This window comes from Sphingopyxis sp. LC363 (assembly GCF_000756385.1).
Classification (GTDB): domain Bacteria; phylum Pseudomonadota; class Alphaproteobacteria; order Sphingomonadales; family Sphingomonadaceae; genus Sphingopyxis.
Map to the genome: position 1 here is coordinate 1 of NZ_JNFC01000010.1, position 23,235 is coordinate 23,235.

Below are 23,235 nucleotides of genomic sequence, written 5' to 3' on the forward strand. Positions count from 1 at the left end.
TTTCTGCAAACTCAAACAATTCCGACGATGCGCAACACGCTTCGACAAGCTCGCCAGAAACTTCCTCGCCGCCGTCGCTCTCGCTTCAACACGCCTCTGGATCAGAACTTATGTGTCCACAACCTAGGCGCACGCCTCACCCTTTCCGTCCGCTCTCCCACATGCCCGCCATCCTCTTGGGGGTGGCGGGCCCTTTTTGGTTCAGCGGTTGCGACGCCTGTTCGTCAGAACTGGAAGGGAGCGACCGTGCGTCGTTCAGCCACGAGGAAAGCGTCGGCGACGAGCTGGAGCGGGCGGATATCGACATCGCTCTTGCCCGCCGCGACCAGCTCGGCGAAGCGCGTGTAGAGGCGGGGATATTCACGGTCTTCGCGCGTGACCGGTTCGCCGCCCGGCAGTTCGAGCACGCTGCCGCCCATCGACAGGCGCAGGGTGCCCGCGTCGGTTTCGACCTCGATATCCCAGCTTTGCGGGCCGGTTTTCAGGAAGTCGAGGTCGGCGGTCACCGCGGCATCGTCGCTCCGCATCGTCATCGTCGCAGCGATCGGCGAACTACGCCCGTCGGGGATGTCGATCCGCGTCGCGTCGAGCAGCAACGGCGCGGGTAGGATCGCGGTCATGATTGACAGCGCGTTGATACCGGGGTCAAAGACGCCAAATCCGCCCGCGTCGAGAATCCATTCCTGCCCGGGGTGCCAGCGGCGGATATCTTCCTTCCACCGGATATGTGCGGCGCGAATCCGCTTGTCGCGGAGCCAGTCGCGCGCCGTCGCGACCCCGGCGGCCTCGCGCGAATGCCAGGTCGCGAACAAGGTGACGCCGCGGGCGCGGGCGTGATCGGCGAGCGCGGTGATCTCGGTCGTCGTCGCGGCCGGCGGTTTTTCGAGCATGACATGTAATCCTGCGTCGATTGCCGCGGCCGCAATCGCGTGGCGGCCGACTGGGGGGGTGCAGATCGACACGGCGTTGAGTGCATGATCGCCCGCGATCATTGCGGCGATGTCGGGATGTCCTGGCACGCCGTCGAGCTGCGCATGGCGGCTGGCAGTCGCGACAAGCTCGTATCGATCATCCGCATGAATGGCCGGAAGATGCTGGTCGCGCGCGATTTTTCCAATTCCGACCAATCCCAAGCGAATCATCAATCTTCACCCCATCTTCATTTGTCTGATATATATGCTTCCTATCCGTGGCGGTTCAGGTTATCAACCGATTCCGGCCTTGGGCTGAAAATGTGCATCGAGAAGGAAATATATGGGAGACGGGGCGAAAACGCGGCCAGAAGGCAAGGGAGGGCTGCGGTCGCGTGCCTGGTTCGATAACCCTGACAACCCGGACATGACGGCGCTCTATCTCGAACGTTATCTGAACTATGGTTTCAGCATCGACGAACTGCAATCGGGGCGGCCGATCATCGGCATCGCCCAGACCGGCAGCGACCTGACTCCTTGCAACCGCCACCATCTCGAACTCGCGAAGCGGGTGCGCGACGGGATTCGCGACGCGGGCGGCATCGCGATCGAATTTCCGACGCATCCGATTCAGGAAACCGGCAAGCGCCCGACCGCAGGGCTCGACCGCAACCTCCAATATCTGAGCCTCGTCGAAGCGATCCACGGCTATCCGCTCGACGGCGTGGTGCTGACCGTCGGCTGCGACAAGACGACGCCGGCGTGCCTGATGGCGGCGGCGACGGTGAATATCCCGGCGATCGCGCTGTCGGTCGGCCCTATGCTCAACGGCTGGTTCAAGGGCGAGCGCACGGGATCGGGCACGATCGTCTGGCGCGCGCGCGAAATGCTCGCGGCGGGCGAGATCGATTATAAGGGGTTCCTCGAACTCGTCGCTTCGTCGGCGCCGTCGACCGGCTGGTGCAACACGATGGGCACCGCGACGACGATGAATTCGCTGACCGAGGCGCTCGGGATGTCGCTGCCCGGCTCGGCGGCGATCCCGGCGCCCTATCGCGACCGGCAGGAATGCGCCTATCGTACCGGGATGCAGATCGTCGAGATGGTCCACGCCGACCGCAAGCCGAGCGACATATTGACGCGCACCGCCTTTTTGAACGCGATTCGCGTCAATTCGGCGATCGGTGGATCGACCAACGCGCCGATCCACCTCAACGCGATTGCGCGCCATATCGGGGTCGAACTGACGCTGGAGGACTGGGAGGCGCAGGGCGCCGATGTGCCGCTGATCGTCAACCTGCAGCCGGCGGGCAGCTATCTGGCCGAGGATTTCTATCGCGCCGGCGGAGTTCCCGCGGTGATGGGGCAGTTGCTTCGTGCGGAACTGATCGACGGCGATGCGCTCACCGCCAATGGGCAGACGGTTGCGGCGAATATCGGCGAGGCGGACACGCAGGACGTCGACGTCATCCGCAAGCTCGACGCGCCGCTGAAGCCTGCGGCGGGGCTGACCGTGCTGCGCGGCAACCTGTTCGACAATGCGGTGATGAAGCTCAGCGTCATTTCGCCCGAGTTCCGTGAACGTTATCTGAGCAATGCGGCCGATCCCGATGCGTTCGAGGGCGTTGCGATCGTGTTCGACGGGCCCGAGGATTATCACAGCCGCATCGACGATCCGGCGCTCGGCGCCGATGCCAATTCGATCCTGATCATGCGCGGCGCAGGGCCGATCGGCTATCCCGGCGGTGCCGAGGTGGTGAACATGCGGCCGCCCGCCGCGCTGATCCAGACGGGCGTTCACGCGCTGCCGTGCATCGGCGACGGACGCCAATCGGGGACGAGCGGCAGCCCGTCCATTCTGAACGCCGCGCCCGAAGCCGTCGTCGGCGGCGGGCTGGCTCTTGTCCGGACCGGCGACCGTATCCGTATCGACTTGGCGAAGCGCACCGCGAACATGCTCGTCGACGACGCCGAGCTCGATCGCCGCCGCGCCGAGCTCAAGGCTGACCCCGACTATATGCCGCCGGCGCAGACGCCGTGGCAGGAGATCCACCGCGCGCTGACCGGGCAGTTTGATGGCGGAGCGGTGCTCGAAATGGCGGTCAAATATCAGCGCGTCGCGCAGACGCGCGGCTTGCCGCGAGATAGTCACTGATGTCTGACGCGCGGGTGATTGCCAGGGAGCGGCGTGACCGCCTGGGCGAAGGGCCAATGTGGTCGGCGCGGCACGACGCGCTGTTCTGGGTCGATATATTGGGCCGCCGGATCAACCGCATGGCATTGGCCGACGGACACATCGACAGCTTTGAGCAGCCGCATTATGCGGCCTGGATCATCGAGCGCGAGACCGGCGGTTTCGTCGCGGGGATCGGCCGCGATATCGTCCGTATCGACCTCGACGCTGATGTTCGCGAACCGATCGTTTCGGTCGATCCGCGCAACGCCGGCAACCGGCTGAACGATGCCAAGGCCGATGCGACGGGGCGGATCTGGGCGGGGACGATGCCCGTTACCTGCGACCGTCCCTCGGGCGCCTTTTACCGCCTCGATCCCGACGGCACGCTCGCGCAGGTCGATAGGCCCTATACGATCGCCAACGGGCCGGCGATCGGCGCCGACAACAGTTTCCTGCTCCATACCGACACCGCGCGCGGGACGATCTTTCGTTTCGATATCCACGACGACGGCACGCTCGGCGATGCGGCGCCCTTCATCGTCTTCGAGGAATCATGGGGCGATCCCGATGGAATGACCTTCGACGCCGAAGGCGGCTTGTGGGTCGCCTGCTGGGGCGCCTCGCGCGTCATGCGCTTCGCGCCCGACGGCACGCCCGATCGGCACATCCCGCTTCCGGCATCGCAAATCACCAGCTGCACTTTTGCCGGACCCGGCCTCGACCGCATGTTCGTCACCTCGGCGTCCGATGGTGTGACCGAGGAGCATGGCGGCGCGTTGTTCGAAGTCGATCCGGGGTGCCGCGGCCTGCCGACGCAGAAATATAAGGGTTAGAGGAGTGAAGAAGATGACGAAACTGGCTTGGGGAGCCGCCGCGGCCGCCTTGGTTGCGGCAACGCCGGGACTGGGTGCCGAGGCATCGCAATCGACCTTTGGCAAGATGCCTGACGGGCGCAGCGTGCCCGCGGTGACGTTGACCAACGGCAACGGCATTTCGGCAACGGTCATCGCGCTCGGCGCGACGCTGCAATCGGTGGTGATGCCCGACCGCGACGGCAAGAAGGCCGATGTCGCGCTCGGCTATGACAATCTCTCCGACTATATCGACAAGCCCCAATATTTCGGATCGACCGTCGGCCGCTTCGCCAACCGGCTGGCGGGCGGGCGCTTCAAGCTCGACGGCAAGACGTGGCAGACGCCGGTCAACAATGGCGCGAACGCGCTGCACGGCGGTACGCTCGGTTTCGACAAGGTCTTGTGGGAAGTGACCTCGGTCAAGAGCGGGCCGACCGCCTCGGTCACGCTGCGCTATGTCAGCCCCGACGGCGACCAGGGCTATCCCGGCACGATGACGGTCGATGCGATCTATTCGCTCGATGATAAGAACGACCTCCGCATCGAATATGTCGCGACGACCGACCGGCCGACGATCGCGAACATCACCAACCATGCCTATTGGAACCTGTCGGGCGAAGGATCGGCGAACGGCGCGATGGGGCATGTCGTGACGATCCCGGCGGAAAGCTATCTGCCGACCGATTCGGGCGCGATCCCGACCGGCGAATATCGCCCGGTGGCCGGCACGGTATTCGATTTCCGCAAGCCGACCGCGATCGGTGATCGCGTGCGCGACGCCAGCGACGAGCAGATCGTGTTCGGCCGCGGTTACGATCATAATTGGGTGATCGGGCGCAAGGTCACCGCCGACCAGCATCTGATGGCGCGGGTCGAGGATCCGGCGTCGGGCCGCGGGTTCGAACTCTGGTCGAACCAGCCGGGGCTGCAGATGTATTCGGGCAATTTCTTCGACGCGACGAGCCACGGCAAGGACAAGAAGATTTACCGGATGGGCGACGCGCTGGTGATGGAACCGCAGATTTTTCCCGACGCGCCGAACCAGAAGAATTTCCCGGACGCGCGCCTCGCTCCGGGCGAAACCTATCGTAACGTGATGACCTATCGCCTCATGGCGGGAGGGAAGGCGAAGAAATAGGCGCCGCCGGTGCCGTCACCGCCCGGCGGCGGCACCGTCGGGCTTGGCCGTCTCGATCAGTTCGAGCACGTCGCTGATCAGTGCGCGCATCGCCTTGCGCGCCTTGTCGGGATTGCCGTTCGCGATCGCGTCGCGCACCGCCGCATGGTCGGCGACATTGGCGGTGCGGCCCTTGACGCGGTTGGTGAAGCGGATCGAGGTGCGCAGCGCCGTGCTGACGACATCGCGGAACTGGGCGTAAAACGGATTGCGCGACGCGCGCAACACGGCGATGTGGAAGGCGATGTCGCTTTCCAGCGTGTCGTCCTCGCCGCGCTCGGCGCGCTCCATTCGCTTCAGGCCCGCGTTCACGCGCTCGATATCGTCCACCGTTGCGACGCGCGCGGCGAGCGCCGCCGCCTCGGGTTCGATCGCGACGCGCAATTCGTTGAACTGCCGCAGCAGGTCGATCGAAAATTGCCGCTCGAGCAGCCAGCGAAGGACGTCGGTGTCGAAGAGGTTCCACGATGTCGTCGGCTGGACGATCGTGCCCTGGCGCGGGCGCGCGCTCAGCAGTCCTTTTGCGGTGAGCATTTTTACCGCTTCGCGCGTTACCGAACGGCTGACGCCATGTTGCTTTGCAAGTTCGGCTTCGGTCGGAAAGATCGCCCCGTCATAATCGCCGACGACGATCGCGCGCCCGATCGCATCGAGCATGCCATAGGTCAAATTCCGGCCAAGCTGCGGCCCCGCATCTTCTATACCCAATCCCGACATGTTCGCCACGCTCGTCTCCACGCACTATTTTGACGGGCCTTATCACCGATTCCGCACAGGAAGCTAGACAAGCCGTTTAAATCAGATAAATGTGATTTCAATAATCAGCCAAGGGGAGAGTCCGTATGTCGGGCCTGTCGCAAATCGATATCATCGTCATCGTCATATATGCCATCGGCATTTTCGGCCTCGCGCAATGGGTCAGCCGCGAAAAGGCGGGCCATGCCAAGGACACGTCGGACTATTTCCTCGCGTCGAAATCGCTTCCCTGGTGGGCGATCGGCGCGTCACTGATCGCGGCGAACATCTCGGCCGAGCAGATCGTCGGCATGTCGGGTTCGGGCTATGCGCTCGGTCTCGCGATCGCGTCCTATGAATGGATGGCGGCGCTGACGCTGCTGATCGTGGGCAAATATTTTCTGCCGATCTTCCTCGAAAACAAGATTTATACGATGCCGCAGTTCCTCGAGCAGCGGTACGGCAAGACGCTGCCGGTGATTATGGCGGTCTTCTGGCTCGCGCTCTATATCTTCGTGAATCTGACCTCGATCATCTGGCTCGGTTCGATCGCGGTCAACAAGGTCGCGGGCGTCGATCAGAATGTCGCGCTGATCGTGCTCGGCGCTTTCGCGCTGCTCTATCAGCTCTATGGCGGGCTCAAGGCGGTCGCGCTCACCGATATCGTGCAGGTGACCTTGCTCGTCATGGGCGGCCTGATCATCTCCTATCTGACGCTCAACGAGATCAGCGACGGGCGGGGCGTGATGGCGGGCTTCTCGATCCTGACCGAGCGCGTTCCGGGCCATTTCGACATGATCCTCGCGCCCGACCATCCCTTCTACAAGGATCTGCCGGGCATCGCGGTGCTCGTTGGCGGCATGTGGATCGCGAACCTCAGCTATTGGGGTTTCAACCAATATATCATCCAGCGCGCGCTTGCCGCGAAGGATCTGGGTGAGGCGCAGAAGGGCGTCATCTTCGCGGCCTTCCTCAAGCTCCTTATGCCGGTGATCATCGTGCTGCCGGGCATCGCCGCGGTCATGCTGGCGCCCGACCTTGCCAAGCCCGACGAGGCCTATCCGACGATGATGCGGCTGCTGCCCCCGGGCTTGCTCGGTCTCGTCTTCGCCGCGTTGATCGCCGCGATCATCGCGTCGACCGCGAGCAAGATCAATTCGATCGCCACAATCTTCACGCTCGACCTCTATGCGAAGGCGCGCGGCATTGCGAACGAGGCCGAGGATGAGCGGCGCGGCGGACATGAAAAGCATCTGGTGCTGGTCGGCCGTGTCACCGCTACGGTCGCCGTGATCATCGCGCTGTTTACCGCGCGTCCGCTGCTCGGCAATTCGGATCAGGCCTTCCAGTTCATTCAGGAATTCTCGGGCTTTTTCACGCCAGGCATCACCGTGATCTTCCTGCTCGGTCTGTTCTGGAAAAAGGCGAGCGAAGCAGGTGCGATCGCCGCAGCCATCGCGTCGGTCGTGCTATCCTACGTGTTCAAGGTCGGGATGCCCGACTTCCCCTTCATGAACCGCATGGGTCTCGTCTTCCTGATCAGCCTCGCGCTCGCGGTGGGGATCAGCTTGATGTTCAAGGGCCGCGGCGATGCCAACCGCATCACGATGCAGGGTGTCAGCTTCGCGACCCCGACGACCTTCAACATCGCGGGCGTCGGCGTCATCCTGATCCTCATCGCGCTCTACGCAACCTGGTGGTGAGTACGTCGTCCGCCTTTCTCGCCGTCGACTGGGGCACGACCAACCGGCGCGTGTTCCGTTTCGAGGACGGCACGGTCGCGCATACCGAGCGTGACGACTGCGGCGCCGCGTCGGTCACCGACTTCGCCAGCGAGGTCGCGGCGATCCGCGAGCGCTCCGGCGACCTGCCAATGTTGCTCGCGGGCATGGTCGGCTCGACCGTCGGCTGGCGCGTCGTGCCCTATGTCGCGGCGCCGGCGGGGATCGACGAGCTGGCGGCGGGGCTCGACTGGATCGATGACCGCACCGCGATCGTCCCCGGCGTATCCTGCTCCGCAGGCGGCCGCGCGGACGTGATGCGCGGCGAGGAGGTGCAGTTGCTCGGCGCGGTCGCGGGCTGGATGGTGCCGCCCGACGCGCTGCTCGCGCAGCCCGGAACCCATTGCAAATGGGCGACGATGACGGACGGGCGGATCAGCGGCTTTACGACCGCGATGACGGGCGAGCTATTCGCGCTGCTCCGCGGGCACAGCCTGCTCGCGGGGGCGCTGACCGCCGACGTGACCGATGGCGATGCCTTCCGCGAAGGTCTGGCCGAGGGCGCGCGGCGCGATCTCGCCGCATCGCTGTTCGGCATCCGCGCTTCATCGGTGCTCGGCCTTCGCGACGATGCCGATGCGGCGTCCTTCGCGAGCGGGGTGCTGATCGGCAGCGACGTCGCCGCGCGCATGGACGACTGCGCGTTCGAGCAAATTCATATTCTTGCCGACCCTGGGCTCGGCAATCTTTACGCCGCCGCCGTCGCGGCGACCGGCCGCGAGCCGGTGATCGTCGACAGCCACAGCGCCTTCGCGCGCGGCATCCTCGCCATCGGAGACAAAGCCCTATGACCCATATTGCCGCCTTCGACGCCGCCTTCGCGCGCTGTCCGCTGATCGCTATCCTGCGCGGGGTGAAACCGGACGAGGTCGAGGCGATTGGCGAAACTTTGGTCGAGGAGGGCTTCACGCTGATCGAAGTCCCGCTGAATTCGCCCGACCCACTGGACAGTATCGGCCGCCTTGCCCGTGGGCTGAAGGGGCGCGCGGTCGTCGGCGCCGGCACGGTGCTCACCGCGGCCGATGTCGCGGCAGTCGCCGACGTTGGCGGAACGATGATCATTTCGCCCAACACCAACCTCGACGTCGTCGCGGCGGCGGCAGGGGCAGGGCTCGTGTCGCTTCCGGGCTTCGCGACCCCCAGCGAGGCGTTCGCTGCGCTGGCGGCGGGCGCGACGGCGCTGAAGCTCTTTCCCGCCGAGGCCGCCAGCCCGGCGGTGCTCAAGGCGCTGGGTGCGGTGGTTCCGGCGGGAACGCGCCTGCTACCGGTCGGCGGCATCGCGCCCGATAATATGGCGCCATGGATAGCGGCCGGCGCCGCGGGCTTTGGCCTCGGGTCGGCGCTCTACCGGCCGGGCATGCGTGCGGGCGAGGTCGGTGAGCGCGCGCGCGCCTTCATCGCCGCGCTGGACCGATAATAACTTCATAATCCGGGAGATTTCCGATGACCAAATTCAGCCGGCGCAATCTGGTGCTCGCGTCGAGCATCTTCGCCTTTTCCTTCGCCGCGGCAGCGCCCGGATATGCGCAGGGCGCCGCCAAGGCGCCGGCGAAACCCAATATCGTGATCTTCCTCGCTGACGACCTCAGCTATACCGACGTGTCGATCAATGGCGACGGCAACGTCCGCACCCCCGCCTTGCAGCGCCTCGCCGCCGAAGGCATGTCGTTCGACCGCGCCTTCGTCGCCTCGCCCGCCTGCGCGCCGAGCCGCGCCGCGCTGTTGACCGGGATGATGCCCGCGCGCAACGGGGCGGAGGCGAACCACGACCGCGCCAACGCGGCGATCCGCAAGCTGCCTTCCTATCTGCAGGAACAGGGGTATCAGGTCGTCGCCTTCGGCAAGGTCGCGCACTATCAGCACACCGGAACCTATGGCTTCGATTATTATGCGAACGACACCTTCCACGATCACAAGGGCATTCCGGCTGCGGCCGAATGGCTGAAGGAGCGCAAGGACAAGCGCCCGCTGGCGCTGTTCGTCGGCAGCAACTGGCCGCATGTGCCGTGGCCGCGGACGACCGAGGGCTATGATCCCGCGGCGATGAAGCTGCCGCCGAAGACGGTCGATACGCCAATTACCCGCGATGCGCGCGCACGCTTCTATGCCGCGGTCACGCGGATGGACCAGGATCTCGCCTCGACGATGGACGCGGTCGACGCGGTGCTGGGGAAGGACACGTTCGTCCTTTATTCGACCGACCATGGCACGCAGTGGCCGTTCGGCAAATGGAACCTTTATGACACCGGCACCCGCGTGCCGATGGTCGTGCGCTGGAACGGCCATGTGAAGGCGGGGACGCGCACCGACGCGATGGTCAGTTGGGTCGATGTCCTGCCGACTTTGGTCGAGCTCGCCGGCGGCAAGAAACCCGAGGGCATCGACGGCCTTTCCTTCGCAAACCTGTTCGGCGTCGGGCAGGGACGTGGCGGCCGGAAGGAAATCTTCACGACGCATAACAATGACGGCCGCGTGAACGTCTATCCGATGCGCAGCATCCGCACCGACCGCTGGAAATATATCGAGAATCTGCACCCCGACTGGACCTATACGACGCACATCGACCTGAAGGTGAAGCGCACCGATTCGGGCGCCTATTTCCCTTCGTGGCGCGACGCGGCGGACAAGGATCCCGCCGCCAAGGCGATCGTCGACAGCTATTACAAGCGGCCCGCCGAGGAACTTTATGACCTGAAGGCGGACCCCGACGAGAAGGTGAACCTGGCCGGCGACCCGCGCTATGCCAAGACATTGTCGGACCTTCGCGGTCGGCTTGCCGCATGGCGCAAGGCGCAGGGCGACAGCGGGGCGGTTCCCGTCAAACCCCGCTTCGAACGCGGCGCGATGGACGGCGAGGGCGACTGAGAGCGGTCGCCGTTCAATCCGACACATGATGCGCCGGAACCACCTCCGGCGCATTTTTTCTGGTGATGCCACCTCCGCGATCGCGCGTTGCCATATTTTCCGTTTTATATTATTTATCGTCTAAGAATCGCTCCGAGATCGGAGTTGGTGATGAACGCGCGAAACGCGTCGAACAGGGAGAGGGTTATGCGTAAGATTTTGTTGGGCGCCGTTTCGGCGACGGCGGTGTTTGTGTCGATGCCGGCTGTCGCTCAGGACGCACCGCCTCCCGCGGCGCAAGACCCGGTCCCGCAAGCCGAAAGCACCGATGGCGATATCGTCGTCACCGGCGTGCGCCAGTCGCTCGAACGCGCCGCGGAAGTGAAGCGCAACGCGACGCAGGTCGTCGATTCGATCGTCGCGACCGACATCGGCAAATTGCCCGACCCAACCGTCGCCGCCGCGCTGCAGCGCGTTCCCGGCATTCAGGTTCAGAACGACCGCAATAATGAGCTGTCGACCGTCCGCATCCGCGGCCTCACCGACATTTTGACCACGGTGAACGGGCGCGAGGTCGTGACCACCACCGGGCGCGGTTTCGATTTGCAGGATGTGCCCGCGGAAGCCTTGGCCCGGATCGACGCATTCAAATCGCAGACGGCTGACCAGATCGAGGGCGGGGTAGCCGGCGCACTGGACCTGCGGCTCAATCGTCCCTTCGACTTCCGCGATCCGACGTTCGTCCTGACCGCGCGCCAGAATTACGCGACGATCGCCGACGCGAGCAATCCGCAGCTCGGGGCGCTCGCGGCCGCCAAGACCGATTCCTCGATCGGCGAGATCGGCGCGCTGGTCAATGTGACCTGGTCGCAGGCCGAGAATATCCGCAGCGTCACCAATCTGGGTGAACGCCGTTTCGTCTCGGGCGCGCCGTTCGGTACGGCCGACATCATGATGCCGCAGGTGCTGCGCAACATGCCCGACGTCGGCGACATCAAACGGTTCCAGGCCAATGCCGCGCTGCAATGGCAGGCGACCCCGTCGCTGCAATTCTATGCCGACGGCCTTTATACCTATTTCAACAGCACCACGGGCTTCGCCGGCTTCAACCCCCAGCCTTTCACAAATGGTTCGCAGATTTCGGAGGTGACCCTCAGCGATTACTGCATCGACGCGCGCGTCAACGGCGCCGGGACCAACCCGCAGATCGTCAACAATGCCGACGGTACGCAGACGCTTCAGCCCGCGACCGTCAGAACGATGTGCGAGCCGACGAGCGCGCGTTTCAACAATGTCGTGATCAACCAGAACAGCTCGTCCGAAGAGGTGACGCAGCGCAACAAGATGATCGCTGGCGGCCTGATCTTCGAACAGGATCGCGGAGTGCTCAAGGTCGATGTCGCTTATCAGACGTCGCGCTCGGTGACCGAGAATTTCAATGCCGAGATCGGGCAGCGCGTGCCAACAGTGTTCGTCGAATTCAACGACAACAACGGTCCTTCGTTCACCATCGACCCGTCGATCCCGCTCAGCTCGGAAAATGTCTCGCTGCGCAATTCGATCAACCAGAATTTCTCGGCCGGCGAGGGCAGCCTGTTTCAGGCGCGGCTCGACAGCGAATATGAATTCGACGGCATCCTGACCAAGCTTCGCGGCGGCTTGCGTTATGCCAAGCGCGAGGCGCTGTTCCAGCAAGTGCGCCAGACGAACACCGTGCAGTCGATCGGTTTCGGCAATATCGGCACGCCGTCGGAAGCGAATGCGCGGCTAATTTCCTCTTTGCCCCTGTCACCCGATTTCCTGGGCGTGATCGGCGTCGCGCCGCGGCTCAATGGCGGGCAGGCGTTTCTGGGCGTGAACCCCGCCTATCTGCGGTCCGAACGCGGGCGCAACGAACTGCGCGATCTATTCGGCCTGCCGCTCGCGGCACCGGCGTACGATCCGACCAAGGAATTCAACGCCAACGAGGCGACTTACGCCGCCTATATGGAAGGCAGCTATGAAATCCCGATCGGTGCGCTCACGCTCGACGGGGTGGTCGGCACCCGCGTCGTCAAGACCGACCGCACCATCTCGGGTTTCGAGCGCGTCGGGGACAGCGACACCTTCAGTCCGATCGTCGCCAAACGGTCGGACGTCGACATCCTGCCGTCGGCGACCGCACGCCTGAAGTTCCCGGGCTCGTTCCAGACGCGCCTGACCTATTCGCGGTCGATGCGGCGCCCCGATTTCGGCTCGCTCAACCCCGCGGAATCGCTCACCGTCGTCGGCAATGTGTTCCTGATCAACAACGGCACGCGCGGCAATCCCGATTTGCGTCCGCAGAAATCGGACAGCATCGATCTGACCGCCGAATATTATTTCGACAGCGGCTATGTCGCGGTCACCGGCTATTATCGTTCGATCAAGGACCGCGTCGTCACGGCAAACCGGCAGGAGGAGATCGGGGGCGAAAATTACCTGATCTCCACCCCGCGCAACGTCGGGTCGGTCGACCTCAAAGGTATCGAGGTCAGCGCGCAATATTTCTTCGACTTCCTGCCGGGCGCTCTTTCGGGCTTCGGCGTGCAGGGGGCGTTCACGCTGGCGGATTCGAAGGTCAAGGGTGACGATCCGCTCGCGGGCAACCCGCTGGTGGGCGTGTCCAAATATAATTACACCGCCGGGCTTCTCTACGATAAAAAAGGCCTAAGCGGACGCCTGATCTGGACCTTCCGCTCCAAATATATCAACGGTGACAACACCGGCGGCGTCGCGGTCCGGCCTTATGATGAGAGCCGGCCGGTTCAGGATCCCTATATCCCGGTGTTCCTGTCCTATGTCCGCCCCGCCGGCCGTCTCGACTTCAGCATCGGCTATGATGTGACCGACGCGCTGCGGCTCGACATCGGCGGTACCAATATCCTTCGCAACAAGACATCGACATATTGGGGCGACAAGCGGGTCGTGTTTGCGCTGCAAGGCGATGAGACGGTTTATAGCATCGGCGCCCGCGTGAAATTCTGAGCTGACGAGGAAATGGATGAAGGTCGCATATAAGAAGGGGACGGCAGGTTCGATCCGCCGCCCCAAAAACGGACTCGTTCGGCGCCCAGCGGCGTTGCTCGCGGTGCTGATGTCGGTGACGGTGCCGACCGGGCCGGGCGGTGCGGAGACGTCATCAGCGGCGACTTTTACCAACCCCGTGCTCACCTCGGGCCCCGATCCGTGGATCACGCAGTTAGACGGCGTCTATTATTACACCCACACGCTGGGCAACCGCATCATGCTGTGGCGAACGGGCAATATCGCCGACCTTGCCAAAGCGGAGAAGCGCGTCGTGTGGACGCCGCCCGCCAAGGGACCGAACGCGCACAGCATCTGGGCGCCCGAATTGCACCGGCTCGACGGGAAATGGTATCTCTATTATTCGGCGACCGCGAGCGGCTTCAAGGACGACAAGCACCGCGCGGTCTTCGTCCTCGAGAACAGCGGCGCCGATCCGATGCAGGGCGAATGGGTCGACAGGGGACGCGTGAATACCGCGCATGCCGGGATCGACGGCACGGTCTTCGAACATGGCGGCAAACGCTATTTTGCGTACTCGCCCTATATCGGTTCCGACAGCGGGCTGGCGATTGCCGCGATGAGCAACCCCTGGACGCTCACCGGACCCGAAAGCGTGATCGCGATGCCCGACAAGGTATGGGAAAAGCAGGGGGGGCGCCATATCCTCGAAGGTCCCGAATTCTTGCGAGGGCCGAAGGGCGACCTGTTCCTGACCTATTCGGCGAGCGCCTGCTGGTCCGACGATTATGCGCTGGGATTGCTCCACGCGCCCGCGGGATCGGATGGGCTCGATGTGAAGGTCTGGACGAAAACCGCCGAGCCGGTCTTCAAGAGCGCGAACGGCGTCTACGCGACGGGGCACAACGGCTTTTTCACCTCGCCCGACGGCAGGGAAAGCTGGATCATCTATCACGCCAATCCGGGGGCAGGGATGAAGTGCACGTCCGCGCGCGCACCGCATATCCAGCGTTTCGGGTGGAGCGATGCGGGGTGGCCGCAGTTCGGCGAGCCCGTCGCCAGCGACACGCCGCTTCCGGTTCCGTCGCGAGGGCGCTGACCGCTCTGCGCTTGTGACAAAGAAAAGGCCGCGGGTACCGCGGCCTTTTCGTTATTCCCCGAATCCCTCAGTTCCGGCGAGGCTTTCCGTTGATCGGTCGCGCCGCGGGCTGGCTGTCGAGGATCGCGTCGAGCTCGGCGCGTATCTTGGGGAGATCGTTCGCCTGGTTGCGCGTCTCTTCGGGATCGGCGACGAGGTCGTAGAGTTCATAGTCGCGCGCGCCGGTCTTTTCTTCAGTCCAGCGGACGAGGCGATAGCGGTCGGTGCGGATCGCCTGCCCGAGCCGTCCCGGGCGCGGATAGGCGTGATAGGCGTAACTGCGCACGCGCGCCGCCGGGTCGTGCAGTACCGGCGCGAGCGAGGTGCCGTCGATCGGCTGCGGCCCGGTCGGGGCGGGCAGGGCGGCGAGCGCGGCGAGCGTCGGATAGATATCGACGGTTTCGGCAAGCTGGTCGGTCGCGCGTCCCTTGACGACGCCGGGGCCGGCGAAGATCAGCGGGATGCGCGTCGCCTGCTCCATGTTTGTGTGCTTGGTCCAAATACCATGATCGCCCAGGTGATAGCCATGGTCGCCCCACAGGACGACGATCGTGTTATCGGCAAGCCCTTCGCGTTCGAGCGCTTTTAGCACCTTGCCGATCTGGACGTCGACGTAGGAGACCCCGGCATAATAGCCGTGCAGCAGCGTGCGTTTCAGCTCGGCGGGGAATTTGTCGCCGCGAACATCCTCCGGCGGCTCGCGATAGGCCGTTATCTCGCCGCCTTGCTTGTCGGTATAGGCGGGCGCGCCAGCGGGCAGTCGCTCGAAATCGGGCATCGGCAGCTTTGCCGGATCATACAAGTCCCAATAGCGCTTCGGCACCGAGAAGGGCAGGTGCGGGCGCGCAAATCCGACCGCGAGGAAGAAGGGCCGGTTGCCCTGTTTCAGCGCCTTCAGCCGCTCCCCGGCGCGCTTGGCGGTACGACCGTCGGCATAGGCATCGTCGGCGACGTCGGGCATTTCCCACGCGGCGCCGCGCGCTAACGTGCGCGCATAGGCAAAGGGATTGCCCTCGGGCACCGGAACCTCTTCGAACAGCGCCTCTTCCTGCGTCGGCTTGCCGCCAGTGCTCGCGGGATCGACATATTCGATCACCTTTTCTTTGTGATGTGGGACCGACCAGCCGGCGGTGTCGCCGACGGTGCCGTGGCCGATGTGATAGACCTTGCCCATGCTTTCGGTGTGATAGCCCGCGCGCATGAAATGCTCGGGAAGCGTCACTGCGCCCGGCATATAATCGCGCAGGTTCATTCCGAAATTATAGATGCCGCTGCTCGTCGAGCGCGCGCCGGTCATCAAATTGATGCGGCTCGGCCCGCAGACGGCTTCATTGGCGTAAGCAAGATTGAACTTCAGGCCGCGCTGCGCGAGCCGGTCCATGTTCGGCGTGATCGCGGTGCGGTCGCCATAGGTGCCGAGCGCGGGCTTGAGATCGTCGACGAGGATCAGGAGAACATTGGGGCGCTGCGCACTCGCGGGTGCCGGCGCAGGCGTCAGCCCCGCCCGCGGCGCAGGCGTCTGGCTGCACGCCGAGGTTGCCGTGATCAGCAGGGCGAGCATCGCCCGGCGGCTCCAGTGGGCGGTCCGTCGCATCTTCATTCTCCCTTTCGTCGCGACACGCAGCGAAAGCCGATGTGGCTCGTCGCGCTATCGACATGTTGCGGATGCCGCGCCGCCGGGCGGTAGCGTTGGCAATAGTTGACGGCGCAGAGGTGCGATCCGCCCTTCATGACCTTGCGACCGATGCGCGCGCCGGGTGTCGCATCGTCATAGCTTTGCGCGAGCGTCGCGCCGCGCGGATTGGCGATAGCGCAGCACGGCGATTTGCTCTTTGCCGCCTGCGGCGCCGCATACCAGTCGCGCGTCCATTCCCAGACGTTGCCGATCATGTCGAAAAGGCCGTAGCCATTGGCGGGAAAGCTGCCGACCGGCGTCGTGCGGTAATTACCGTCGGGCTTGGTCGTCGAGACGGGGAAGAGGCCGAGCCAATAATTGGCAAGGATAGCGCCGCCCGGCGCCAGTTCGTCGCCCCACGCAAATTCCCGCCCGTCGACGCCGCCGCGCGCGGCATATTCCCATTCTGCCTCGGTCGGCAGCGCCTTGCCCGTCCATTTCGCATAAGCCTCGGCATCGCAGTGCGCGACATGGACGACCGGATGGTCCTCCATGCCTTGGATCGAGCTTTCGGGGCCGGTCGGATGCCGCCAGTCGGCGCGGGGAACGAAGGCCCACCATCCCGACGGATCGTCGAGCGGGATAAGTCCGTCGGCTTTCTGGAACAGCAGCGATCCGGGCTCGACGCCCTCGAGATCGGCGCCGGGGTACAGCTTGGGATCGGGCGGCAGTTCGGCAAGGGTGCGATAGCCGGTGGTGGCGACGAATTCGGCGAAAGCGGCGTTGGTTACCGGCGTCTCGTCGATCCAGAAGCTGTCGACCTTGACGCGGCGCAGCGGCCGTTCTTCGGGGTAGAAGCGGTCCGACCCCATGGTGAAGGCGCCGCCCTCGATGAAACGCATACCGTCGAGCGACGGGGCGGGGGCGGGGGCGGCACGGCGCGATGCGGCTTTCATGGTCGGGCGATCATTTCGATTCTCGGGTTTGGCTTGTTTGTTTGGCTGCGCGCCTATTTGGGCAGCTGGGCAAGCCATTTCTTCAGTTTCGCCAGCAAGCGTCCGCGCACTTCGGGCTCACCTGCCGCGAGATCCTGTTTTTCCCTGGGATCGCGCACGAGGTTATAGAGCTCGACGTCGGTGCCGCCATCGTTCGCGAGAAGTTTCCAGTCGCCCTCGCGCACCGCAAAGCGCGGCGACACGTCGATCGGCTGGCTGGGCTTGCCCAACAGGGGGCGCCCTTCCTTGCCATAGGCCCAGAACAGGTCGGGCCGCTGCGTGACCGGCTGACCGCGCAGCGCCGGCGACAGATCGATGCCGACGCTGCCCGCGGGTTTCTCGACGCCGAGGATGCTCGCGAAGGTCGGTAGCAGGTCGACGCCCTGCGCCACCGTCAGCTCGTCGCGCGTTCCCGCCTTCATATGGCCGCGCCAATAAAGGATCAGCGGCTGGCGGATGCCGCCTTCATAAAGGCTGAACTTGCGGCCGCGCAGCCCCTCGGTGCTTCCCGGCGCGGTCTCGCCGCGCTCATAATAGCGCGCGAGCGGGGAGGGCCCATTGTCCGACGTGAAGAGGATCAGCGTATTGTCCATCTCGCCCATCTGGTCGAGGCGGTCGAACAGGCGCCCGAGCGTATTGTCCATCTTGACCAGCGAGGCGAGCATCCGGTCGTCGTCCGACGACTCCCCCTTGCCCATGACGTCGGACAGGCTTTCGTCGTCGGGCGCCCACGGATCATGGATGTCGTTGAGCCACAGGTTCACGAACCAGGGTTTCTGCGAACTCTGCGCGACAAAATCGACCGTCATGTCGGCGTAAAGCCCGGTGAGGTTGGTCTTGATCTCCCAGAAACGTGGCCCTTCGCCGAGTTTGTCCGACTGCTGGGCGAGAAAACGCTCTTCGTCGGACACGAGCACGCGCGGACCGAGCCCTTCGAAGGTCGTGAAACTCTTGTCGAAGCCATAGGCGGTCGGCCAAGGCGCATCGCCGATATCCCGTCCGCCGCCGAGATGCCACTTGCCGATATGCGCGGTCTTGTAGCCGTTCTGCTGGAGCAGCCGCGCGATCGTCGGCAGTTTCGGATCGAGCCAGTCGGCTTGCCCGATTTCGGCGTTGCGCGCACGCGCGCCGGTAATGCCGACAAAGCCGACGTCGGCGGGGAAGCGCCCGGTCAGGAAACCCGCGCGCGACGATGAACAGATCGGCGCGGCGTCATAGAATTTAGTGAGCAGCACGCCTTCGCGCGCGAGGCGGTCGAGGTTCGGCGTCCAGACCTTCTTGTTCCCCATCACCGACAGATCGCCGAAGCCCATGTCGTCGACGAGAATGAACAGGATATTAGGCCGGCGTTCGGCTTGCTTGCCGGCTTCGGCGGCGCGCGCCGGGGGTGCACTCTGCGCCAAGGCCGCCGCGGTAGGCACGGCCGCGATCGCCGCCAGGCTCATCGCCGCCGTCGCGAAAAAACGTCCACCGGCGAAAATGCGGTGCCGGCCGCGGGCCTTTCCGGCGGCGGGGAGGGCAGCGGTGAGCGACCGATTGAACATATTTTCTCCCAACCTCCCGATTCTGTCGGGTGAATACATATTTATCGTATTAATTAAGCTTGTCTACTTTTCTGTTGGGCCTAAACATTGGCGCAAGGCCGCTTCGCGGCTTCTCGAAAGGAGTCGAACGCCGTGTCGTGGGAACAATCGGGACTGGGGCAGGATGATGCCCCCGCTTCGCTCGGGCGCAATCTGACTTATGGGCTGCTCGACAATCTGGGGCGCGCGATCGTTACCGGTCAGTTCGACGACGAAGCCTTTCCGACCGAAGCCGAACTGACCAAGCGCCATGGCGTCAGCCGGTCGGTGACGCGGGAGGCGGTGAAGATGCTGACCGCCAAAGGGCTGCTCAGCGCACGGCCGCGGCAGGGTACCGTGGTGCAGCCGACCTCGTCGTGGAACCTGTTCGACACCGATGTGCTGCGCTGGCTGCTCGAGCGGCAATTTTCGATCGAGCTGCTCAAACAGTTCAACCAACTGCGTGTCGCGATCGAGCCCGAGGCGGCGGCGCTCGCGGCCCAGTTCGGACGCGACGAAGAGCTCAAGCGGATCGGCGACGGCCTCGATCGTATGGCGGCGGCCGAACGCGGCGAGGATGATACGCTGGAGGCCGACATCGCCTTTCACGTCGCCGTGCTGCGCGCGTCGAACAATCCCTTCTACGCCCAGTTCCGCGATGTGGTGAGCACGGCATTGCGCACCTCGATCCGCTTTACCAACCGGATCAAGGGCCGCACCGCCAGCGTTGCCGACCATGCCGCGGTTCGCGATGCGATCGCGGCGCACGATCCCGACGCGGCGCGCAGCGCGATGCGCCACCTGATCGGCGACGTTCTGACATTGATTGACGACGCGGAGAAATAGCCTAGCGCATTTCCAGCGGCACAATCGTGCCATCGGCGCGATAGGCGATCGGCTGCACGATGAATTTGCGGCTACCCTTATACGGGCCGGGGCCGGTCTGCCCTTCCCAGCGGTGATAAGCGATATACCAGCGGCCATCGGCGGGGTCGTGCAGGAAAGCATGGTGGCCGGGGCCCTTGAAGCGATCGTCGCTCTCGACGATCTTGCCGCGCCAGGTCCAGGGGCCCGTCGGCGAGGGCGCGGTCGCATAGTGGACCTGATAGCTGTCGTGACGATAGCTGCCCGACGAATAGGAGAGATAATAGGTGCCGCCGCGTTCGTGCATGAACGCGCCTTCGGTGAAATGCGGCGGCGTTTCGACGGCGATCTCGCGGTCGATCGTCACCATATCGGGCTTGAGCGTCCAGACGCGCAGCTTCGCGCCCGCGCTGCCACCGGCATAGAGGTAGGGTGTCTTGCTTGCGGGATCGACGAAGACCGCAGGGTCGATCGCCTCGAACCCCTTGCCGCCGGTGATCAGCGGCTTGCCGCTGTCGGTGCAGGGGCCTTCTAGGCCGGCGCAGGTCGCGACGCCGATCCGGCTTGGCGTCGGATTCTGCGGTCCGACCGAATAATAGAGATAATGGCGGCCGTTCGCGGCGATCATGTCGGGCGCCCACAGCGCGTGACGCGGCGCGCCGTCGTCGCCGATCCAGCCGATTCGGTCGAGCGCGATCAACTCGGCGCCCTTTTTCCAGTGACGACGGTCGGGCGAGGTCCAGACGTGCAGCCGCCCGGTCCCGCCCGAATTGGTCGGATAGATATAATAACGCCCGTCCGCGGCTTCGAAATCGGGGTCGGCGCCGTCGAACGAGAGCGGGGCCGGCGCATCCGCCGCCACGGCCGCTGCCGAACCGGCAAGCAGCGCGGCGAGCAGGGCGCGGCGGAGCACCGGCCGCCGGATCATTTGGCGTTCGCCATCGGGACCACGCCCTTGGGTGCGGCGGCGAGGCGCTTGATCAGGTCGACCTCGGCCTGGCGATAAGGCTTGCCGTCGGCGCGGAAGACCTCGTGGAACCAGATCGTAGGCTCGTCATAGGTATAGGGCTTTTTCCAGCTATCCCACGGCAGGCGCGTCTGCGTCTTCCCGTCGGCGAAGCCCCAGTTATACATGCCGATATTGTATTTCTTGCCGATCGGCAGCGATCCGTCGAAGGTCGAGCCGTTGCCGCGCGCCATATATTCGGTGCAGAGCACCGGCCGGCCATAGCTCAGCATCTGCTTCGCGCGCTTTTCGAACTTTTCGGGCCAGCTGTAATCGTGGAAGCTGTTGATGTCCGACTGGGTGAGCTGCGTGCGCTCGACCGCGTCGACCTTGTCCATATTGTCCCAATTCTCGCCGATCCAGACGCCCGAGGTCAGCGGCTGGCTGGGGTTGGCGCTGCGCGCCCATTCGAAGACCTGCGGCAGCAGCAGCGCGACATATTTATTCTTGTCGGGGATGTGCTCGTAATTGCCGCCGCCCTTGTTGTTCGGCTCGTTCCACACGTCCCAGGCGATGATGCGCTTGTCGCCGGCAAAGGTGCCGACGATGTCTTTCACATAACCTTCGAGCTTGTGATATTGGCTTGCGTCCTTCAGCCGCGGCTCGCCCGGCGCCTGCACCCAGCGCGAATTGTGGACGCCGGGGATCGGCGGGCTCTGCAGGCCATAGACCGGGTTCGGATCCCACACGCTGTCGAACAGCACGAACATGATCTTGATCTTGTGCTTGTCGGCGATGACCAGAAATTCGTTCATCCGCTTTTTGAGGCCTTCGGGGTCGTTTTCCCAGAGCAGGTTGTGCAGGAAGACGCGCATCGTGTTCATGCCGATGCTGGACGCCCAGCCGAGTTCCTTGTCGATCGTCGCCGGATCGAAAGTGGGTTCGTGCCACATCTCGAGCTCGTTGACCGCCGAGCCGGGGTTGTAATTGGAGCCGATCAGCCACGGCTGCTTGTCGTACCAGCTGTTCGCCTGTTCCTTCGTCCATTGCTCGCGCGCGGCGGCAGGCTGGGCGGCAGTGGCGGCGATGGTGAACGCGGCGGCGGCGGTGAGCAGGAAACTCCGGTGGATCATGTCTCTTCTCCCTCTTGTGGTGTCTTTGGCGAGGGCCGGTTCGCCCCCGCATCACAACCGATGCCCCATTGATAGATTCGATTTGCGTCGATAGGAAGCATATATATCGTATAAATAGAGGGTAGGGCGGCGCGACCGCCAGAAAGCGCGAAAAGGCGCCGGCAGGGAGAGGCGGAGATGGACGATATCGGCGCGGCGACCGTACGGCGCATCACCTGGCGGCTGATGCCGCTGCTGTGCCTGCTTTACCTCGTCGCCTATATCGACCGGCAGAATGTCGCCTATGCCAAGCTCCAGATGGTCGGCGATCTCGGGCTCAGCGAGGCCGCCTATGGCCTGGGGTCGGCGCTGTTCTTTCTCGGCTATTGCATCTTCGAGATTCCGAGCAATCTGATTCTCGAACGCGTCGGCCCGCGAATCTGGTTCGCGCGGATCATCGGGGCGTGGGGCCTCGTAACGCTCGCGCTGGGGTTCGCCTGGACGCCGACGAGCTTCTACATTCTCCGCTTTCTGCTCGGGGTGGCCGAGGCGGGTTTCTTCCCAGGGGTGCTCTACCTGCTGACCCTCTGGTTTCCGCAGGCCGAGCGCGCGCGGGCGATCGGGCTGTTCCTGATCGCAAGTGCCTTCGCCAACGCGGTCGGTGCGGCGCTCGGCGGGCTGCTGCTGGAGCTCGACGGCGTGGCCGGCCTGCGCGGATGGCAATGGGTGTTCATCGTCACCGCGATCCCGGCGGTGCTCCTCGTACCCGTCGTCCTCGCGCGCCTGCCGCGCGGCCCCGCCGAAGCCCGGTGGCTCACCGACGTGCAAAAGGCGTGGCTTGCCGAGACGCTTACCGCGGAAGGCGGCGTGCGCGAACAGGCCAACCCGCTGCGCGCGCTCGGCGACTTCCGCGTCATCCTGCTTTGCATCGCCTTTCTCGGCTTTCCGCTTTCGGCTTACGGCCTCAGCTATTGGCTCCCGACGATTGTTCGCGGCTTCGGGGTGAGCGATGCCGTGAACGGCTTGCTCAACGTCATTCCCTGGCTAGTGGTCGCGGCCGCCTTGTGGTGGCTTCCGCGTCGGGCGGCGCAGAGCACCGGCTCGCGTCGCTTCATGGTCGGGCCCGCCCTCGTCGGAGCGCTGAGCCTTGTGCTCGCGGTCGTCCTGCCGTGGCCGGTGCTTCAGTTCGCCGCGCTGTGCATCGCCGCTGCGGCGATCTTTGCCGGCCAGCCCTTTTTCTGGGTCTTGCCGGGCCGTTTCCTGACGGGTGCGGCGGCGGCGGCGGGGTTCGCGGCGATCAATTCGGTCGGCAATCTCGGCGGCTTCGTTGCGCAAGCGGTCGTGCCGAAAATCCGCGATGCGACGGGCAGCGACCTGGCGCCGATGATCTTCCTCGCGGCGATGCTCGCTTTTTCGACGACGGCGATCTTCCTGATCGAACGGCGCATTCCGCGCGGCGACCGTGACCGATTTCCGGTTGCCACGGCGGGTGACTCTTTATAAAACACATTGATCATAT

General features: G+C 64.4%; 18 protein-coding genes and 1 pseudogene. 12 read left to right on the plus strand and 7 right to left on the minus strand.

Annotated features, from left to right (window positions below; all coding sequences use genetic code 11):
- A pseudogene (locus FG95_RS20130) lies at positions 1-127 on the plus strand (IS5/IS1182 family transposase); the annotation flags it as partial.
- A 97-nt stretch (positions 128-224) separates the two neighbouring features.
- Here the strand turns inward: FG95_RS20130 and FG95_RS04795 are convergent.
- Positions 225-1,142 carry a Gfo/Idh/MocA family protein gene (locus tag FG95_RS04795; RefSeq protein ID WP_037554317.1) on the minus strand — a complete coding sequence of 306 codons (918 nt, stop codon included), beginning with the start codon at positions 1,140-1,142 and terminating at the stop codon, positions 225-227.
- A 112-nt stretch (positions 1,143-1,254) separates the two neighbouring features.
- Here FG95_RS04795 and FG95_RS04800 point away from each other — a divergent pair, with 112 nt between their 5' ends.
- Genes FG95_RS04800 through FG95_RS04810 form a run of 3 tightly spaced genes read left to right on the plus strand, consistent with a single transcriptional unit; the run spans position 1,255 to position 5,079 of the window.
- Entirely contained in the window at positions 1,255-3,066 is a 1,812-nt protein-coding gene (locus FG95_RS04800; RefSeq protein ID WP_037554318.1) for an IlvD/Edd family dehydratase, read from the plus strand.
- On the plus strand, positions 3,066-3,920 hold the full coding sequence (locus FG95_RS04805; RefSeq protein ID WP_037554319.1) for an SMP-30/gluconolactonase/LRE family protein: 855 nt from the start codon (positions 3,066-3,068) through the stop codon (positions 3,918-3,920). The genes FG95_RS04800 and FG95_RS04805 overlap by 1 nt, the downstream gene beginning before the upstream one ends.
- Positions 3,921-3,933: 13 nt before the next feature.
- The gene (locus tag FG95_RS04810) at positions 3,934-5,079 is read left to right on the plus strand and encodes an aldose epimerase family protein (protein ID WP_152567578.1); all 1,146 of its coding nucleotides are present in this window, start codon (positions 3,934-3,936) and stop codon (positions 5,077-5,079) included.
- Positions 5,080-5,094: 15 nt separating this feature from the next.
- On the opposite strand, the gene FG95_RS04815 is transcribed toward FG95_RS04810, so the two are convergent.
- Positions 5,095-5,835, minus strand: a complete 741-nt coding sequence (locus FG95_RS04815; RefSeq protein ID WP_052182112.1) for a FadR/GntR family transcriptional regulator — start codon at positions 5,833-5,835, stop codon at positions 5,095-5,097.
- 125 nt (positions 5,836-5,960) lie between these two features.
- Here FG95_RS04815 and FG95_RS04820 point away from each other — a divergent pair, with 125 nt between their 5' ends.
- The 6 genes from FG95_RS04820 to FG95_RS04845 all read left to right on the plus strand — a co-directional run bounded on the left by FG95_RS04820 (position 5,961) and on the right by FG95_RS04845 (position 14,583).
- Positions 5,961-7,556 carry a sodium/sugar symporter gene (locus tag FG95_RS04820; RefSeq protein ID WP_037554324.1) on the plus strand — a complete coding sequence of 532 codons (1,596 nt, stop codon included), beginning with the start codon at positions 5,961-5,963 and terminating at the stop codon, positions 7,554-7,556.
- Complete coding sequence (locus tag FG95_RS04825) at positions 7,550-8,425, plus strand: 2-dehydro-3-deoxygalactonokinase (protein WP_037554325.1); 876 nt, start codon at positions 7,550-7,552, stop codon at positions 8,423-8,425. Before FG95_RS04820 ends, FG95_RS04825 begins: the two co-directional genes overlap by 7 nt.
- A complete protein-coding gene (locus tag FG95_RS04830; RefSeq protein ID WP_037554326.1) occupies positions 8,422-9,051 on the plus strand; it encodes a 2-dehydro-3-deoxy-6-phosphogalactonate aldolase in 630 nt (209 codons plus the stop codon). Before FG95_RS04825 ends, FG95_RS04830 begins: the two co-directional genes overlap by 4 nt.
- A 26-nt stretch (positions 9,052-9,077) precedes the next feature.
- A complete protein-coding gene (locus tag FG95_RS04835) occupies positions 9,078-10,499 on the plus strand; it encodes a sulfatase family protein (protein ID WP_081933015.1) in 1,422 nt (473 codons plus the stop codon).
- 186 nt (positions 10,500-10,685) lie between these two features.
- Positions 10,686-13,484, plus strand: coding sequence for a TonB-dependent receptor (locus FG95_RS04840; RefSeq protein ID WP_052182100.1), 2,799 nt, complete (start codon positions 10,686-10,688; stop codon positions 13,482-13,484).
- 16 nt (positions 13,485-13,500) lie between these two features.
- Positions 13,501-14,583, plus strand: a complete 1,083-nt coding sequence (locus tag FG95_RS04845; RefSeq protein WP_081933016.1) for a glycoside hydrolase family 43 protein — start codon at positions 13,501-13,503, stop codon at positions 14,581-14,583.
- 67 nt (positions 14,584-14,650) lie between these two features.
- Here FG95_RS04845 and FG95_RS04850 read toward each other — a convergent pair whose 3' ends face one another.
- The 3 genes from FG95_RS04850 to FG95_RS04860 form a co-directional block, all read right to left on the minus strand.
- On the minus strand, positions 14,651-16,216 hold the full coding sequence (locus tag FG95_RS04850; RefSeq protein ID WP_235211463.1) for a sulfatase: 1,566 nt from the start codon (positions 16,214-16,216) through the stop codon (positions 14,651-14,653).
- 2 nt (positions 16,217-16,218) lie between these two features.
- Complete coding sequence (locus FG95_RS04855; RefSeq protein WP_037554375.1) at positions 16,219-17,139, minus strand: formylglycine-generating enzyme family protein; 921 nt, start codon at positions 17,137-17,139, stop codon at positions 16,219-16,221.
- Between the two features lie 107 nt (positions 17,140-17,246).
- Positions 17,247-18,776, minus strand: a complete 1,530-nt coding sequence (locus FG95_RS04860; protein WP_235211464.1) for a sulfatase-like hydrolase/transferase — start codon at positions 18,774-18,776, stop codon at positions 17,247-17,249.
- Between the two features lie 132 nt (positions 18,777-18,908).
- Between FG95_RS04860 and FG95_RS04865 the strand changes: the two genes are divergently transcribed.
- On the plus strand, positions 18,909-19,640 hold the full coding sequence (locus tag FG95_RS04865; RefSeq protein ID WP_235211465.1) for a FadR/GntR family transcriptional regulator: 732 nt from the start codon (positions 18,909-18,911) through the stop codon (positions 19,638-19,640).
- Position 19,641: 1 nt separating this feature from the next.
- Here FG95_RS04865 and FG95_RS04870 read toward each other — a convergent pair whose 3' ends face one another.
- Together FG95_RS04870 and FG95_RS04875 are read right to left on the minus strand one after the other, a co-directional pair.
- Positions 19,642-20,586: a family 43 glycosylhydrolase gene (locus tag FG95_RS04870; RefSeq protein ID WP_052182101.1), complete on the minus strand. Its 945-nt coding sequence runs from the start codon at positions 20,584-20,586 to the stop codon at positions 19,642-19,644.
- On the minus strand, positions 20,583-21,737 hold the full coding sequence (locus tag FG95_RS04875) for an endo-1,4-beta-xylanase (RefSeq protein ID WP_037554331.1): 1,155 nt from the start codon (positions 21,735-21,737) through the stop codon (positions 20,583-20,585). Before FG95_RS04875 ends, FG95_RS04870 begins: the two co-directional genes overlap by 4 nt.
- A gap of 177 nt (positions 21,738-21,914) precedes the next feature.
- Between FG95_RS04875 and FG95_RS04880 the strand changes: the two genes are divergently transcribed.
- A complete protein-coding gene (locus tag FG95_RS04880) occupies positions 21,915-23,219 on the plus strand; it encodes an MFS transporter (RefSeq protein WP_052182102.1) in 1,305 nt (434 codons plus the stop codon).
- The last annotated feature ends 16 nt before the right edge of the window (positions 23,220-23,235 follow it).